This is a genomic window from Microtetraspora niveoalba (assembly GCF_001570405.1).
GTDB lineage: Bacteria > Actinomycetota > Actinomycetes > Streptosporangiales > Streptosporangiaceae > Microtetraspora > Microtetraspora niveoalba.
Genome location: NZ_BBYM01000002.1, coordinates 1 through 13,697, shown reverse-complemented (window position 1 = coordinate 13,697; position 13,697 = coordinate 1). Strand labels below are relative to the sequence as shown.

The following is a 13,697-nucleotide window of genomic DNA, read 5'->3' as shown; positions in this document are numbered from 1 at the left end:
TGCATGGAGTGTAGCCGGCGGCGGTCGCGCGTGCTACGGGGGGATCGCGTCGAGCGCCCCGCGCAGGCGGCGCAGCGCGGGCCCGAGCTCGTCCCGAGGTGGTGTGCCGAGCGCCAGCCGCAGCGCGTGGGGGCGGTGGCGGCCGGTGGCGAACGCGGCGGCGGTGGAGACCAGGATCCCCTCCTCCGCGAGCACGGCGGCGACGTGGTCGGGACGCTGGTGCGGCTCCAGGCCGAGCCACACCGCGTGGGAGGCCGGGTGGGCCGTGACGTCCAGGCCGGCGAGCGCGGCGCGCGCGATGCCCTGCCGGGCGGCGGCGTCCGCGCGGCGGTCCTCCTCCAGCCGCGCGACCGTGCCGTCGGCCATCCAGCCGGTGGCGAGCGCCGTGACGATGCCCGGCGCCCCCCATGCCGCCGCACGCAGGCTCCCGGTGACGGTCTGGGCGAGGGACGCGGGCACGACGGCGAAGCCGAACCGCAGGCCGGGGGCCACGTTCTTGGACAGCCCGGCCACGTAGCAGGTGCGCTCGGGAGCCAGGGTCCGCAGCGGTGGAGGCGGCGACGTTTCGAGGAACGCGTAGGTGCCGTCCTCGACGATCAGGCAGTCGTGGGCCCGGGCCGTGGCGACGAGGCGGGCGCGCCGTTCGCGGTCGAGCACCCAGCCGAGCGGGTTGTGCACGGTGGGGATCGCGTAGATCGCGCGGACGCGCCGCGCGGCGCAGATCCGCTCGAGCGCGTCGAGGTCGGGACCGGCCGCCGTCACCGGGACCGGCGCGAGGTCGAGGCCGTGCGCGGCGGCGAGCAGCTTGATGCCGGGGTAGCTGAGCGCGTCGGCGGCCACGACGTCGCCGGGCCGGGTGAGCGCGCGCAGCACGGTGTCGAGCGCCTGCTGGGTCCCGCTCGTCAGCAGGACGTCGCCGGGCGGGGCGTCGATCCCGCGGTCGAGCAGGTAGGTGGCCACGATCGCCCGGTCGTGCCGGCGGCCGCCCGGCGGATGCTGGTACAGCAGCGCCTCGACGTCGCCGGAGGCCGCGAGGGCGCGCAGCGCCCGACGCAGCAGCTCCGCCTGCCCCGGGGCCAGCGGCTGGTTGAACGACAGGTCGGCCACGCGCGGCACCGGCAGCGCCCGCGACGGCTCCAGCCCGTCGTAGCCGGATCGCACCCGGACGAACGTCCCGCGCCCCGGCTCTCCCACGACCAGGCCCATCGCGGCGAGCTCCGCGTAGACCCGGGTGGCCGTGGCCAGCGCGATCCGCCGCTCGCGGGCGAGCTCCCGGTGCGCCGCCAGCCGCGTACCCGCCGGGATCGCGCCGGACCGGATCGCCGCGGCGAGCTCCTCGACGATCGCCTTGTAGGACGGTGGCCGCATGCCCGCCCCCTGTATCTAGGACGATAAGTGGATCGTCCTAGATTACGGCTCCTAGCGTGGGTGTCCCGCACCCGGAGGAACGGAGCACCCGGCATGACCGTCCACGCCGACCAGGACGACCATCTGGTCACGCTGACCATCGACAGGGAGCGCAAGCTCAACGCCCTCGACTACCCGACGATCGACGCGCTGCTCGCCGAGCTGGACCGCGCCGACGCCGACGACTCCGTCCGCGCGGTCGTCGTGACCGGCGCCGGCCACAGGGCGTTCAGCGCGGGCGCGGACATCCCGTCGCTGGCCAGGAGCATCGCGGGCGGCCCCGAGCGCGCCCTGCGCGAGATCGTCCGCCGCGGCCACGCGCTGACCCGGCGGATCGAGGAGTTCCCCAAGCCCGTGATCGTCGCGGTCAACGGCCTCGCCTACGGGGGCGGCTGCGAGATCGTCGAGGCGGCCCCGCTCGCGATCGCCGCCGAGCACGCGACGTTCGCCAAACCCGAGATCACCCTCGGCTTCCCCCCGCCCTTCGGCGGCTCCCAGCGGCTGCCGCGCCACATCGGCCGCAAACGCGCCCTGGAGATGATCCTGACCGGCGACCCGATCCCGGCCGCCGCGGCCGCCGAGATCGGCCTGGTCAACGCGGTCGTACCGGCCGGCGAGCTGGTGGACGCCGCGCGCGCCCTGGCCGCCCGGATCACGCGGCACGCGCCCTCGGCCGTGGCCGCCTGCCTGCGCGCGGTCACCCGGGGCGTCAACCTGCCGATCGACGAGGGGCTCGCGGTCGAGGCGGCGTCGTTCGCCGCCACGCTGCACACCGACGGCGTGCGGACCGGGTTGCGCCGGTTCCTCGACCGCCCCGCCGCGTCCGGCGGCTCCCGGCCGGTCGGGCTCCCGGCGCACGGTCCCGGACATACGGCCTGACATATCGGTCGATTACCGTACGAAGTCGACGGGTAGCAGGTTGCTACGAGACATGCTCGGCCGTCGGAGCCGGGTCGAGCGGAACAGGGAGGGTGGATGCGCACCCTATTGGTCCACCCCAGCGGCCTGATGTACTCAGAGATCTTCCTTCGGCTGGAGCCCCTGGGCCTGGAACGGGTGGCGGCCGCGTTGCGCGCCGCCGGCCACGACGTGCGCCTGCTCGACCTTCAGGTCTTCTCGCACCGCGACCTGCGTCGCGAGCTGGTCGAGTTCGAGCCCGAGGCCGTCGGGTTCGGCCTGAACTACCTGCCCAACGTGCCGGAGGTGCTCGAACTGGCGCACCGCGTCAAAAGCCTGCTCCCGCGCTGCTTCGTGTTCGCGGGCGGGCACAGCGTCTCCTTCATCGCGTCCCACGTCATCGCCCAGTCCGACGGGGCGCTGGACGCGATCCTGCGCGGGGAGGGCGAGGTCGGCACGCCGTTGTTGCTGGCCGCCGCCCGCGACGGAGGGCTCACCGAGGTGCCGGGGGTGGTGACCGCCGACGGCTTCTGCGCCAAACCGCCGCTCCTGCTCGACTCCCTGGACGAGCCGCGCCCGGCGCGGGACCTGACCCGGCGCCGCGACAAGTACTTCATCGGGGTGCTCGACCCCGCCGCGTCCGTCGAGTTCACCCGCGGCTGCCCCTGGGACTGCTCGTTCTGCAGCGCCTGGACCTTCTACGGCCGGAGCTATCGGAAGATGTCGCCCGAGGCGGCGGCCGACGATGTGGCCTCGATCCGGGAGCCGGGGGTCTTCATCGTCGACGACGTGGCCTTCATCCGGCCAGAGCACGGCGACGCGATCGCCGCCGAGCTGGAGAAGCGCAAGGTGAGGAAGGAGTACTACCTGGAGACGCGCGCCGACGTGCTGCTGCGCCACCCGGAGGTGTTCCGGCGGTGGCGGCGGCTGGGGCTGAACTACATGTTCCTCGGCATGGAGGCGCTCGACGAGCAGGGGCTCGACCTCTACCGCAAGCGAACCAGCCCCGACCAGAACATCAAGGCCCTCGAACTCGCCCGCGCCATAGGGCTCACCGTCGCGATCAACCTCATCGTCGACCCCGCCTGGGACTCCAAGCAGTTCCAGCTCGTACGGCGATGGGCCCTCTCGGTGCCCGAGATCGTCAACCTCACCGTCATGACCCCGTATCCGGGGACGGAGATCTGGCACACCGAATCACGCAAACTCACCTCGCGCGACTACCGCCTGTTCGACATCCAGCACGCCGTGGTCCCCACGACGCTTCCCCTGCGCGAGTTCTACCGGGAGCTGGTGAAGACCCAGGCGGTGATGAACCGCAAGCACCTCGGCGTGGCGGCCGCGGCCAAGACGCTGGGGATCATCGGACGCAACCTGCTGCGCGGGCAGACCAACTTCGCCGCGGCCATCTGGAAGTTCCCCTCCGTCTACAACGCCGACCGGCAGCACGGCGACCATCTCCGCGAGGTCCGCTACGAGCTGCCGGTGCCCGACCAGCGCGCCGTCCGGCAGGCCGACCGGCGGGAGCTGTACATCCACCAGCGGCCGCACTGACCCGGCCCCGGGTCAGTGGGCGTGCCGGTGGGCGATCCGGCGCAGGGCGAGGAGCCCGCCGACGCCCGGGAGGATCGCGAGGAGCTTCGCCCGCCCGTCCGCGCCGGCGTGGCGGATCGTGCCGACGACGACGATCAGGTACGCGCAGCCGTGGGCGGGGCCCAGCAGCGACGAGATCTCCGGAACGTGCGCGGTGGCGATGTTGGCCAGCATGAGGACCAGGGTGATCACTTCGGCGGCGGAGGCGATGCGCAGAAGGCGCGGCGTCATGGAGGTCACGCTCCCGTGGTCGATCCGGGCCGGACGATCATCAGCACGGTGACGACGGCCCAGAGCAGGTTGAAGACGCCGGTGTACATGGCCAGCCGGCTCCCGGCGGCCGGCGCGGACACACCGTCGAGCGCGGCCTGCTGGCGGGGCAGGACGAGCAGCGCGAGGACGGCCGCGGCCGCCGCGGTGAGGACGATCGACGTGATCAGCCAGGCGTCGCCGAGCACGTGCAGGCTGCGCGCGGTCGCGAACCCGAAGACGGGGACGGCCACGCCGACCGCGGCGTAGACACGGCAGATCCGGTGCAGGGCGCGCAGCGTCGCGGCCGCGGAGGCGTCGTCAGGCTCGGCCCGTACGCGGCGCAGGGTCGCCGGGAACATGCTCGCGGCCACGGCGACCGGCCCGACCGCGAGGATCGCGGCCAGCACATGGATGGAGAGGAAGAGTTTCGTCACGTGGGGACTCCGGGAGTCAGAGCGCGGCAGGGAGCCGGTCAGTGCGCGCGCCGGACGACGCCCCCGCACAGGCGGGTTCGACGGTCGGCACGCCACCCGGCGCGACGCCGTACGCGCGGAGGACATCGAACGGGGCGACGGCGTCGAGGGGGTCGAGCCCGTCGGAGACAACGATGGGAGCGCGCATTCGGCTTTCCGTTCCATAGGGATCCGGTGGGCCCCTTATGGGGGCCGCCGTCGACGGTAGCCAGCGGCTCCTCCGGGCCGCCAGCGGCAGGAATGCCAACTTTCAACGGATTCCCGCCAACGCTCCTCGGCGCGGCCTACGCTCCCCTGCGTACGTCGTGAACTGCGGAAAGCGGGTTGGCGGGAAAGGCGTGCGGCCCTATGTTGTGGCCATGCACACCGTGGCCGTCCTCGCCCTGGACCAGGTGATCCCGTTCGACCTGTCCACCCCCATCGAGGTCTTCAGCCGTACCCGCCTCCCGAGCGGGCGGCCGGGCTATCGCGTGCGTGTCTGCGCCGCGGAGTCCCCGGTCGACACCGGGCTGTTCACGCTGCGCGCGCCCTGGGGCCTGGACGCGCTCGCCGACGCGGACACGATCATCGTGCCGGGCGTCGCCGACGTCTTCCGCCCGGTGCCGCCCGCGGTGCTCGACGCGCTGAAGGCGGCGGCCGCCGGCGGCACCCGCGTCGCCTCCATCTGCGTGGGCACCTTCGTCCTCGCGGCCGCCGGACTCCTCGCCGGCCTGCGCGCCACCACCCACTGGCTGGCCGCGTCCGGTCTCGCCGAGTCCTATCCCGACATCGACGTCGACCCCGACGTGCTCTACGTCGACAACGGGCAGATCCTCACCTCCGCGGGCGCCGCCGCCGGGCTGGACCTGTGCCTGCACATGATCCGCCGCGACTACGGCTCCGCGGTCGCGGCCCACGCCGCCCGGCTGTCCGTGATGCCGCTGGAACGCGAGGGCGGCCAGGCGCAGTTCATCGTCCACGACCAGCCGCCCACCCCGCAGGGATCGGTCATGGAGCCGGTCCTCCGCTGGATGGAGGACAACGCCGGCCGCGAGCTGACCCTCGACGACATCGCGGCGTACGCGGGGATGAGCACCCGCACCCTGATGCGCCGCTTCCGGGAGCAGACCGGGACGACCCCGCTGCAGTGGCTCCATCGCGCCCGCGTCCGCCAGGCCCAGCATCTGCTCGAAACGACCGGGCACTCCGTCGAGCGCATCGCCCAGCAGGTCGGGTTCGGCTCTCCCACCGCCTTCCGCGAGAGGTTCAAGCGGATAGCCGGCGTCAGCCCCCAGACCTACCGCCGCACCTTCCAGTGATCTCTCGCCTTCGAGCGCTTCGGACCAGAAAACCCGGTTGACCTCGGAAATATGGTCACTGATGTGCTTCCTGTGGCTGAAACCGAAGAGCAATATGACGCGATCGACGACGCGGAACTGCTGGCGGGGGTGCTGGCGCTATGTGAACACCTCGGGCTGACGGGCGAAGTCGCGGCCTTCGACGAGGGCTCCCTGCCGGTATACGCCGTCGGCGACGACCTGGTCATCAAGCTCTACCCGCCGCTTCATGAGAAGGATCTGGCCATCGAGCGGGACGTGCTGCGTGCGCTGGAGGGCCGCTTGTCGATCGCCACGCCGGGGGTCAAGGACGCCGGTGAGTTCCACGGCTGGGGCTACGTCCTGATGGACAGGCTGCACGGTGAGGACGTCAAGCGGGCCTGGCCGAAGATCCCGCGGCATGAGCGGGAGCGCCTTGCCGTACAGCTCGGGAAGGCCCTTGCGCGGTTGCATGCCGTCACCCCGCCGGATGTGCTCGGCCCGGCTGACTGGGCCGCCTTCTGCGCCGAACGCGCCGTGGCCACGGTCGAGCGGAACCGGGCCCGTGGTTTGGACCAGACGTGGCTGGATCAGATCCCGGGATTCCTGGGCTCGGTCGACCTCGAACCAGGCGAGCCCGTTCTGTTGCACACCGAGTTCATGGACGTGCACGTGTTGGTTCGGGAGGAAGCGGGCGCCTGGAGGTTGTCGGGGTTGTTCGACTTCGAGCCCGCGATGCGGGGCGCCTGCGAGTACGACCTGGTCGCCGTGGGGGTCTTCCTTACGCGCGGCGACCGGTCGCTGATGCGTGCTTTCCTGGACGGCTACGGCTATCCCGAGGAGCGACGGGCGGCGCTGCCCCGCAAGGTGATGGCCTACGCCCTGCTGCACGTGTACTCGCACCTGCCGTGGTACTTCCGGGAGGTCCCTGCTTCGGGCGCCACGACCTTCGACGAGCTGGCCGACCGCTGGTTCGGGGCTGAGGAGAGCCCGAGTCAGGTGTACCGCCCAGCAGGTGCCTAGCTCGTCTGGAGGAATCCCAGAGGGACGCCGAGGCCCGGAGTGGACGGGACGCGGGGCGCCGGGCGAGGGTGTGACGGAAGACACCCGGGGACCGGTGAGCGAGGTTGAGTTAGGCTTGCCTAACCAAACTCGACGAGGGAGTCCCCATGGCGACCGAACCGGCACGACGCGTGCCCCGGGCCACCACCGGCGTGGTCCTGCGTACCGAACAGCTCACCCCCCACATGATCCGGGTCGTGCTCGGCGGCGAGGGACTCGCCGGTTTCGGCGCGGGCGAGTACACCGACCACTACGTGAAGCTGCTGTTCCCGGTGCCCGGAGTGACCTATCCGGAACCGTTCGACATGGGGGTGATCCGCGCCGAGCTGCCGCGCGAGGAGTGGCCGAAGACGCGGACCTACACCGTGCGCGCCTGGGACCCGGAGGCGGGGGAGTTGACCCTCGACTTCGTCTGCCACGGCGAGGAGGGGCTGGCCGGTCCCTGGGCGACGCGGGCCAGGCCGGGTGACGTGATTCGCTTCCTCGGCCCCGGCGGGGCGTACGCGCCGAGCCCCGACGCGGACTGGCACCTGCTCGTGGGGGACGAGAGCGCGCTGCCGGCCATCGGCGCGGCACTGGAGCGCATCCCGGCCGGGGTCCCGGCCCGGGTCTTCGTCGAGGTCGAGGGCCCCGAGGAGGAGCAGAAGCTGCCGACGGCCGGCGACGCCGAGATCGTGTGGCTGCACCGGGGCGGCGCTCCGGTCGGCGAGGCGCTGGTGCGCGCGGTGCGCGAGCTGACGTTCCCCGAGGGCACGGTGCACGCGTTCGTCCACGGCGAGGCGTCCTTCGTCAAGGAGCTGCGGCGGCACCTGCGGGTGGAGCGCGACCTGCCGCTGGAGCGGCTGTCGATCTCCGGCTACTGGCGGCGCGGCCGCGACGAGGACGGCTGGCAGTCCTCCAAGCGGGAGTGGAACCGCCGGATCGAGGAAGAGGAGGCGCAGGAGCTCAGCGGCTCGCCGGTCGGGTGAGCCGCCGACGGCGCCGAGCGGCCCGTCTCTGAGCACGTCCGGCGGGACGGCCCCTCTTCCCCGGCCGCCCCGCCCGGGGTGATTTCTTCTCTTCCGTCGGGCAAACAACCCGCCGGGCTCCCGCGATGCGCCACACCTCTCCCGCGGGACGCACGGTATTCGATCAAGGGGACGGCGCGCCGCCGCCAGGCTCCGCGTTCTCGACGGGCGCGGTCCGGAGCACCGGACCGCCCGGTCCGATCGGGAGCCGGCGCGGCGGCCACCGCCCGCGTCCGCCCCCGTGTCAGGGCGGCGTCCCCGGATGTCCCGGATGCCGTTCCCGTGGGGGAGGAGAGGTAATGACGCTCGACGATCCGGCCGCCACCGCGCCGGCCCACCCGGAGGGGTCGGTCACCGACGCGGGTACGGGCCCGGCCGGGATCCGGCTGACGCGGCTCGCGCGCGGCGGCGGGTGCGCCTGCAAGATCCCGCCGGGCGAGCTGGAACGGATGGTCGCCGAGCTCGCCGGGGTCGCCGCCCCCGGCTGCCGCCACGAGCTGCTCGTCGGGCTGGACCACGGCGACGACGCGGCCGCCGTCCGGCTGACCGGCGACACCGCGGTGATCCTCACATCCGACTTCTTCACACCGGTGGTCGACCGCGCCTACGACTGGGGGCGCATCGCCGCGACCAACGCGCTCTCCGACGTCTACGCGATGGGCGGCACGCCGCTGGTCGCGATCAACCTCCTGGGCTGGCCGCGCGACGTCCTGCCGACGGAGCTGGCCGCCGAGGTGCTGCGCGGGGGACTGGACGTGGCCCGCGCCGCCGGCTGCCACCTGGCCGGGGGACACAGCATCGACGACCCGGAGCCCAAGTACGGCCTCGCCGTCACCGGGACGGCCGATCCCGACCGGCTGCTCCGGATCGAGGCCGGGCGGGCCGGCCTTCCGCTCTCGTTGTCGAAGCCCCTCGGGGTGGGCGTGCTCAACAACCGCCACAAGGCCACGGGCGAGTGGTTCCCGCAGGCCGTCGAGGTGATGACGACCCTGAACCGGGACGCCGCGCTGGCGGCTCTGCGCGCCGGCGTGCGCTGTGCGACGGACGTGACCGGGTTCGGCCTGCTCGGCCACGCGTACAAGCTCGCCCGGGCCGGCCGGGTGACCGTGCGCCTCGACCCGGCCGCCGTGCCGTACGTCGACGGCGCCCGCGAAGCCGTACGGGACGGCTTCGTCAGCGGCGGCACCCGCCGCAACCTCGAATGGGTCGCCCCGCACACCCGGTGGCGGGGCGGCGTCGGCGAGGAGGAGCGGCTGCTCCTGGCCGACGCGCAGACGTCCGGAGGGCTGCTCGTCGCCGGCGAGATACCGGGCGCTCCGGTGATCGGCGAACTGATCCCGGCCGGGGACGCGGCGCTCGTCGTGGGCTAGCCGGACCGCCCATGGAACCGATTCGACATGCAACGGGGGAAGACATGACCTACCACGAGGACCTGGCCCGGATCGTCGACGACATCGTCGCGCCGCAGGCGTCCCGCGTCGACCAGGAGGGCGCCTTCCCGGAGAAGGCCGTCGCCGAGCTCGCCGCCGCCGGTCTCCTGGGCCTCACCGTGCCGGCCGGACTCGGGGGCGGGGGGCTCGGCCTCGCCGCCGCGGCCGGCGTCGTACGCCGCCTGTCGGCCGCCTGCGGATCCACCGCGATGGTGGTGACCATGCACTACGCGGCGACGGCCGTGCTGGCCGCGACCCGCCGCGAGGACGCGCTGCGCGAGATCGCGTGGGGCAGGCACCTGACGACCCTGGCCTTCTCCGAGGCCGGATCGCGAAGCCACTTCTGGAGCCCGGTGGGCACGGCCGTCCCCGAGGGCGGTGACGTGGTGCTCGACGCGCGCAAGAGCTGGGTCACCTCCGCGCACTACGCCGACAGCTACGTGTGGTCGTCGCGCCCGGTGGCAGCCGGGGGACCCATGTCGCTGTGGTTCGTCCCCGCCGGCCGCCCCGGGCTGAGCGTCGCGCGAGGGTTCGACGGGCTGGGGCTGCGGGGCAACGACTCGTGCGCCGTCACGGCCGAGGGCGTCAGGGTGGCGCGTACGGACCTGCTCGGCGGCGACGGCGCCGGCCTGGACATCGCCATGGCCACGGCGCTGCCGTGGTTCCTGCTGCTCAACGCCTCGTGCGGCGTGGGGCTCATGCAGGCGGTGACCGCGGCCACGGCCGAGCACCTCACCGGCGCCCGCCTCCAGCACCTGGACCAGTCGCTCGCGCGGCAGTTGCCCTCCAGGACCAAGCTGGCCCGGATGCGCATCGAGACCGACCGCACCCGCGCCCTGGTGGCGGCCGCCGTCGCCGCCCTGGAGGAGGGCCGGGCCGACGCCGGACTGCTCGCGCTGGAGGCGAAGGCCGCCGCCGACGAGTCGGCGGCCGAGGTCGCGGACACGGCGATGGCGGCGTGCGGCGGCTCCGCGTTCCGCAAGGAGCTGCCGGTCGAGCGCCGCTTCCGCGACTCGCGCGCGGCGCGGGTCATGGCGCCGACCACCGACGCGTTGCTCGACTTCGTCGGACGCGCGTTGTGCGGCCTGCCTCTGCTGGACGCCTGACCGGGCCGGTGACGATCCGCGGAGAGGAGACGCTCACATGAACGCGCTGCTGCTGGGCGCCGTCGCGTACGACCCGAAGGTGGTGACGATCTGGGAGGGCTTCCGCCGCTGGCTGGGGGGCCGCGGCTTCGAGTTCGACTTCGTCCTGTACTCCGGGTACGAGCGGCAGGTGGAGGACCTGCTCGCCGGGCGGGTGGACGTCGCGTGGAACTCGCCGCTGGCGTGGGTGCGCGCCCGCCGGCTCGCCGCGGCCGCCGGGGTCGAGGTCCGGGCCGTCGCCATGCGGGACACCGACCGCGACCTCACCACCGCCGTGGTCGTCCGCTCGGACGCGCCGCTGACATCACCGGCCGACCTGCGCGGCCGCACCGTGGCGGTCGGCGCGGCCGACTCGCCGCAGGCGACGCTGCTGCCGCTCTCGCTGCTGCGTTCGGCGGGCCTGGAGCCGGGCTCGGACGTCAAGGTGCGGCGCCACGACGTCGGCGTCGGCCTCCACGGAGACCACATCGGCGGTGAGCGGGAGGCCGCCATCGCCCTGCGGGACGGCCTCGCCGACGCCGCGTGCGTGACCGACGCGAACCTGCTCCTGTTCGGCCGGGAGGGCACCCTCGTCCCGGGGTCGACGAGGGTGCTCGCCCAGACCGCGCCGTACGACCACTGCGTGATGGCGGCGGGGCCCGGGGCCGACCGGGCGTCGGCGGAGCGGTTCGCCGAGCTGCTGCTCGGGATGTCGTACGCCGACCCGGAGGCCCGTCCGCTGCTCGACCTGGAGGGGCTGACCCGCTGGCTGCCCGGCCGCACGAGCGGGTACGCGGCGCTGGAGGCCGCCGTCGACGAGAGCGGCTTCTACGACCGAGAAGGCGGCGTCCGTGCCGGTGACCGTCGACCTTGAGACGCTGGGCCTGGACACCGGCGGCCACCTGCTCGTGCAGCGGGCGCTCGCCGGGTTGCGGCCCGGAGGCCGGCTGCGCGTCCGCGGGTCCCACCCGCAGCTCGCCCTGCACCTGGGCGCGTGGTGCCGGGCGCGTGGCCACCGCGTGGAGCTGGCCGGCGACGCGCCGCTGATCGTGAAGGGGGCGGCGGACGAGCTGCGGTGGGCCGGCGCGGAGCGGGCCGGCCTGCCCGGTCAGGTGAGCGGGCGGGCCGACCCCCGTTGGGGGCTGGCCGCCCGCGGGGCCCTGGTCGAGGCCGGAGGCCCGCCCCTCGACGTCGCGTGGGCCGAGCGGGACCTGGTGTGGGCCGAGGTCGCGCCCCGGCTCTACGCCCGTGCGGCGGCGGCCCAATGGGACCCGGCCACCGCCGTCGACTGGTCGGCGGCCGGCGACCTGCCGGACGACGTCGAGGACGCCGTCGTCCAGGTGATGACGTACCTCGTGGAGAACGAGCACGCGGCGCTGATCGTCCCCGCGCGGATGCTGGCGAACCTGCATCCCCACTTCCGCGAGGTGATGCAGCTCCTCGCGGCGCAGGTCGCCGACGAGGCCCGGCACGTCGAGGTGTTCACCCGGAGGGCGCTGCTGCGCCGCGACGCGCCGGGGGTCTCCGGCGCCGGAGGCCGCGCGTCCCTGCGCACCCTGCTCGACGAAACCGACTTCACGCTCGCCTCCTTCCTGCTGTCGGTGCTCGGCGAGGGGTCCTTCGTCGACCTGCTGAAGTTCCTCGACCGCCACGCGCCGGACCCGGTGACCGCCGCGGTGACCCGCCTCGCCGCGCGGGACGAGGCCCGGCACGTCGCGTTCGGCGTCGCCCACACCGCCCATGTCGTCCGGGCCGACCCCGCCTTCCTGAGCCGGCTGCGTACGGCCGTGGAGCGGCGCCACGAGGCGTTGCGCGACACCGCCGGGCTGAACCGGGAGGTGTCGGACTCCCTGGTCGTCCTGGCCGCCGGGTCATGGGAGCCGGCCGCGATCCGGCGCGGCTGGGACGCGGTACGGCGGCTGCGGAGCGAGATGGACGAGGGCCGCCGCCGGCGGCTGGCCCACATCGGCTTTCCCGACGACGAGGCCGCGGAGTTGTCGGCCCTGCACACGAGGAACTTCATGTGAGCGAGCGGACCCGCGAGAGGAGCGCCGCGCGCCCTGGGGAGGACCCGCGGCGGCGGGTGCCCCGCACCGACGCGGTGCTCGCCGACCCCCGGCTGGCCGGGGCCAGGGAACGACTCGACCCGGACGTGCTCAAGCGCGAGGTGCGGCGGGCGCAGGACGCGGTCCGCGCCGGGCGGCTGCGGCCCGGCCAGGTCGTCGACGCCGTGCTGCGGGCGCTGCCGGACGGCGCCTGCTCGCTCCGGCCCGTGCTCAACGCCACCGGGGTCGTGCTGCACACCAACCTGGGCCGGGCGCCGCTCGCCCCGCACGCGGTGCGCGCCCTGGCCGCGGCGGCCGGCTACGTCGACGTCGAGTACGACATCGACACCGGCGGCCGGGCCCGCCGCGGACGGGCCGCCCTGGACGCGCTGCTGACCCGCGTGCCGGCGGCCGAGGACGCGCTGATCCTCAACAACGGCGCCGCCGCGCTGGTGCTGGCCGCGACCGCGCTGGCCGCCGGACGGGAGATCCTGGTCAGCCGCGGCGAGCTGGTCGAGATCGGGGACGGATTCCGCATCCCCGAGCTGCTGGAGAGCACCGGCGCGCGGCTCCGCGAGGTCGGCGCCACCAACCGCACCCACCTGGCGGACTACCGGAACGCGCTCGGGCCGCGCACGGCGTTCGTGCTGAAGGTGCACCCCTCCAACTTCGTCGTCCGGGGTTTCACCTCCGAGGTGCCCGTACGGGATCTCGCCGGGCTGGGCCTCCCCGTCGTGGCCGACATCGGCTCGGGCCTGCTCCGCCCCGAGCCCGCCCTGCCGTACGAACCGGACGCCGCCACCTGGCTGGCGCAGGGCGCCGCCCTCGTCACGTCCAGCGGCGACAAGCTCCTCGGCGGACCGCAGGCCGGGCTCGTCCTCGGCCGCGCGGACCTCGTGCACACGCTGCGGCGGCATCCGCTCGCCCGCGCGCTGCGGGTCGACAAGCTGACGCTCGCCGCGCTGGAGGCCACCCTGTCCGGCGCGTCCACACCGGCCTGGGACGCGATCAGAGCCGACCCGGAGCGGCTGCGCCTGCGGGCCGCCGCGCTCGCCGCCGAGCTGGCGGCCGCCGGCCTCCCGGCCGCGGTGGTGCCGAGCGCCGGGCTGGTC

Annotated in this window: 14 protein-coding genes; 10 read left to right on the top strand and 4 right to left on the bottom strand. The window is 74.1% G+C overall.

Annotated elements, in window-relative coordinates:
* Positions 1 to 33 precede the first annotated feature (33 nt).
* Positions 34 to 1,368, bottom strand: a complete 1,335-nt coding sequence (locus AWQ70_RS00070) for an aminotransferase-like domain-containing protein (RefSeq protein WP_067168500.1) — start codon at positions 1,366 to 1,368, stop codon at positions 34 to 36.
* A 93-nt stretch (positions 1,369 to 1,461) separates the two neighbouring features.
* Between AWQ70_RS00070 and AWQ70_RS00065 the strand changes: the two genes are divergently transcribed.
* Entirely contained in the window at positions 1,462 to 2,286 is an 825-nt protein-coding gene (locus AWQ70_RS00065) for an enoyl-CoA hydratase-related protein (protein WP_067168499.1), read from the top strand.
* 96 nt (positions 2,287 to 2,382) lie between these two features.
* The gene (gene hpnR, locus AWQ70_RS00060) at positions 2,383 to 3,858 is read left to right on the top strand and encodes a hopanoid C-3 methylase HpnR (RefSeq protein ID WP_067168497.1); all 1,476 of its coding nucleotides are present in this window, start codon (positions 2,383 to 2,385) and stop codon (positions 3,856 to 3,858) included.
* A gap of 12 nt (positions 3,859 to 3,870) precedes the next feature.
* On the opposite strand, the gene AWQ70_RS00055 is transcribed toward hpnR, so the two are convergent.
* From AWQ70_RS00055 to AWQ70_RS38470, 3 genes are read right to left on the bottom strand one after another with little or no spacing between them, the layout of a single operon-like run.
* On the bottom strand, positions 3,871 to 4,128 hold the full coding sequence (locus tag AWQ70_RS00055) for a DUF3817 domain-containing protein (protein WP_067168954.1): 258 nt from the start codon (positions 4,126 to 4,128) through the stop codon (positions 3,871 to 3,873).
* 5 nt (positions 4,129 to 4,133) lie between these two features.
* Entirely contained in the window at positions 4,134 to 4,583 is a 450-nt protein-coding gene (locus AWQ70_RS00050) for a hypothetical protein (protein WP_067168495.1), read from the bottom strand.
* A gap of 16 nt (positions 4,584 to 4,599) precedes the next feature.
* Positions 4,600 to 4,770 (bottom strand): hypothetical protein, encoded by a 171-nt coding sequence (locus AWQ70_RS38470; RefSeq protein ID WP_157529813.1) that lies wholly within the window; start codon positions 4,768 to 4,770, stop codon positions 4,600 to 4,602.
* Positions 4,771 to 4,981: 211 nt separating this feature from the next.
* On the opposite strand from AWQ70_RS38470, the gene AWQ70_RS00045 reads away from it, so the two are divergent.
* The 8 genes from AWQ70_RS00045 to selA form a co-directional block, all read left to right on the top strand.
* On the top strand, positions 4,982 to 5,920 hold the full coding sequence (locus AWQ70_RS00045; RefSeq protein WP_067168494.1) for a GlxA family transcriptional regulator: 939 nt from the start codon (positions 4,982 to 4,984) through the stop codon (positions 5,918 to 5,920).
* A gap of 72 nt (positions 5,921 to 5,992) precedes the next feature.
* Complete coding sequence (locus AWQ70_RS00040; RefSeq protein ID WP_218004353.1) at positions 5,993 to 6,940, top strand: phosphotransferase family protein; 948 nt, start codon at positions 5,993 to 5,995, stop codon at positions 6,938 to 6,940.
* A 146-nt stretch (positions 6,941 to 7,086) separates the two neighbouring features.
* Positions 7,087 to 7,947, top strand: a complete 861-nt coding sequence (locus AWQ70_RS00035) for a siderophore-interacting protein (RefSeq protein WP_067168490.1) — start codon at positions 7,087 to 7,089, stop codon at positions 7,945 to 7,947.
* Positions 7,948 to 8,285: 338 nt separating this feature from the next.
* The gene (gene selD / locus AWQ70_RS00030; protein WP_084516375.1) at positions 8,286 to 9,356 is read left to right on the top strand and encodes a selenide, water dikinase SelD; all 1,071 of its coding nucleotides are present in this window, start codon (positions 8,286 to 8,288) and stop codon (positions 9,354 to 9,356) included.
* Between the two features lie 44 nt (positions 9,357 to 9,400).
* Entirely contained in the window at positions 9,401 to 10,522 is a 1,122-nt protein-coding gene (locus AWQ70_RS00025; protein ID WP_067168489.1) for an acyl-CoA dehydrogenase family protein, read from the top strand.
* Between the two features lie 37 nt (positions 10,523 to 10,559).
* Positions 10,560 to 11,414, top strand: coding sequence for a phosphate/phosphite/phosphonate ABC transporter substrate-binding protein (locus tag AWQ70_RS00020; RefSeq protein WP_067168487.1), 855 nt, complete (start codon positions 10,560 to 10,562; stop codon positions 11,412 to 11,414).
* Positions 11,392 to 12,567, top strand: a complete 1,176-nt coding sequence (locus AWQ70_RS40885; RefSeq protein ID WP_067168480.1) for a hypothetical protein — start codon at positions 11,392 to 11,394, stop codon at positions 12,565 to 12,567. The genes AWQ70_RS00020 and AWQ70_RS40885 overlap by 23 nt, the downstream gene beginning before the upstream one ends.
* Positions 12,564 to 13,697 (top strand): L-seryl-tRNA(Sec) selenium transferase (gene selA / locus AWQ70_RS00010; protein ID WP_245646573.1); only part of this gene is annotated, 1,134 nt, incomplete at its 3' end. The genes AWQ70_RS40885 and selA, both read left to right, overlap by 4 nt.

Excerpts from the sequence above, each read along its gene's own strand:
- AWQ70_RS00070 (WP_067168500.1), bottom strand. The coding sequence starts at position 1,368 with ATGCGGCCACCGTCCTACAAGGCGATCGTCGAGGAGCTCGCCGCGGCG.
- hpnR (WP_067168497.1), top strand. The coding sequence starts at position 2,383 with ATGCGCACCCTATTGGTCCACCCCAGCGGCCTGATGTACTCAGAGATC.
- AWQ70_RS00020 (WP_067168487.1), top strand. The coding sequence starts at position 10,560 with ATGAACGCGCTGCTGCTGGGCGCCGTCGCGTACGACCCGAAGGTGGTG.
- AWQ70_RS00035 (WP_067168490.1), top strand. The coding sequence starts at position 7,087 with ATGGCGACCGAACCGGCACGACGCGTGCCCCGGGCCACCACCGGCGTG.
- AWQ70_RS00055 (WP_067168954.1), bottom strand. The coding sequence starts at position 4,128 with ATGACGCCGCGCCTTCTGCGCATCGCCTCCGCCGCCGAAGTGATCACC.
- AWQ70_RS00025 (WP_067168489.1), top strand. The coding sequence starts at position 9,401 with ATGACCTACCACGAGGACCTGGCCCGGATCGTCGACGACATCGTCGCG.
- AWQ70_RS00045 (WP_067168494.1), top strand. The coding sequence starts at position 4,982 with ATGCACACCGTGGCCGTCCTCGCCCTGGACCAGGTGATCCCGTTCGAC.
- AWQ70_RS00065 (WP_067168499.1), top strand. The coding sequence starts at position 1,462 with ATGACCGTCCACGCCGACCAGGACGACCATCTGGTCACGCTGACCATC.
- AWQ70_RS38470 (WP_157529813.1), bottom strand. The coding sequence starts at position 4,770 with ATGCGCGCTCCCATCGTTGTCTCCGACGGGCTCGACCCCCTCGACGCC.
- selD (WP_084516375.1), top strand. The coding sequence starts at position 8,286 with ATGACGCTCGACGATCCGGCCGCCACCGCGCCGGCCCACCCGGAGGGG.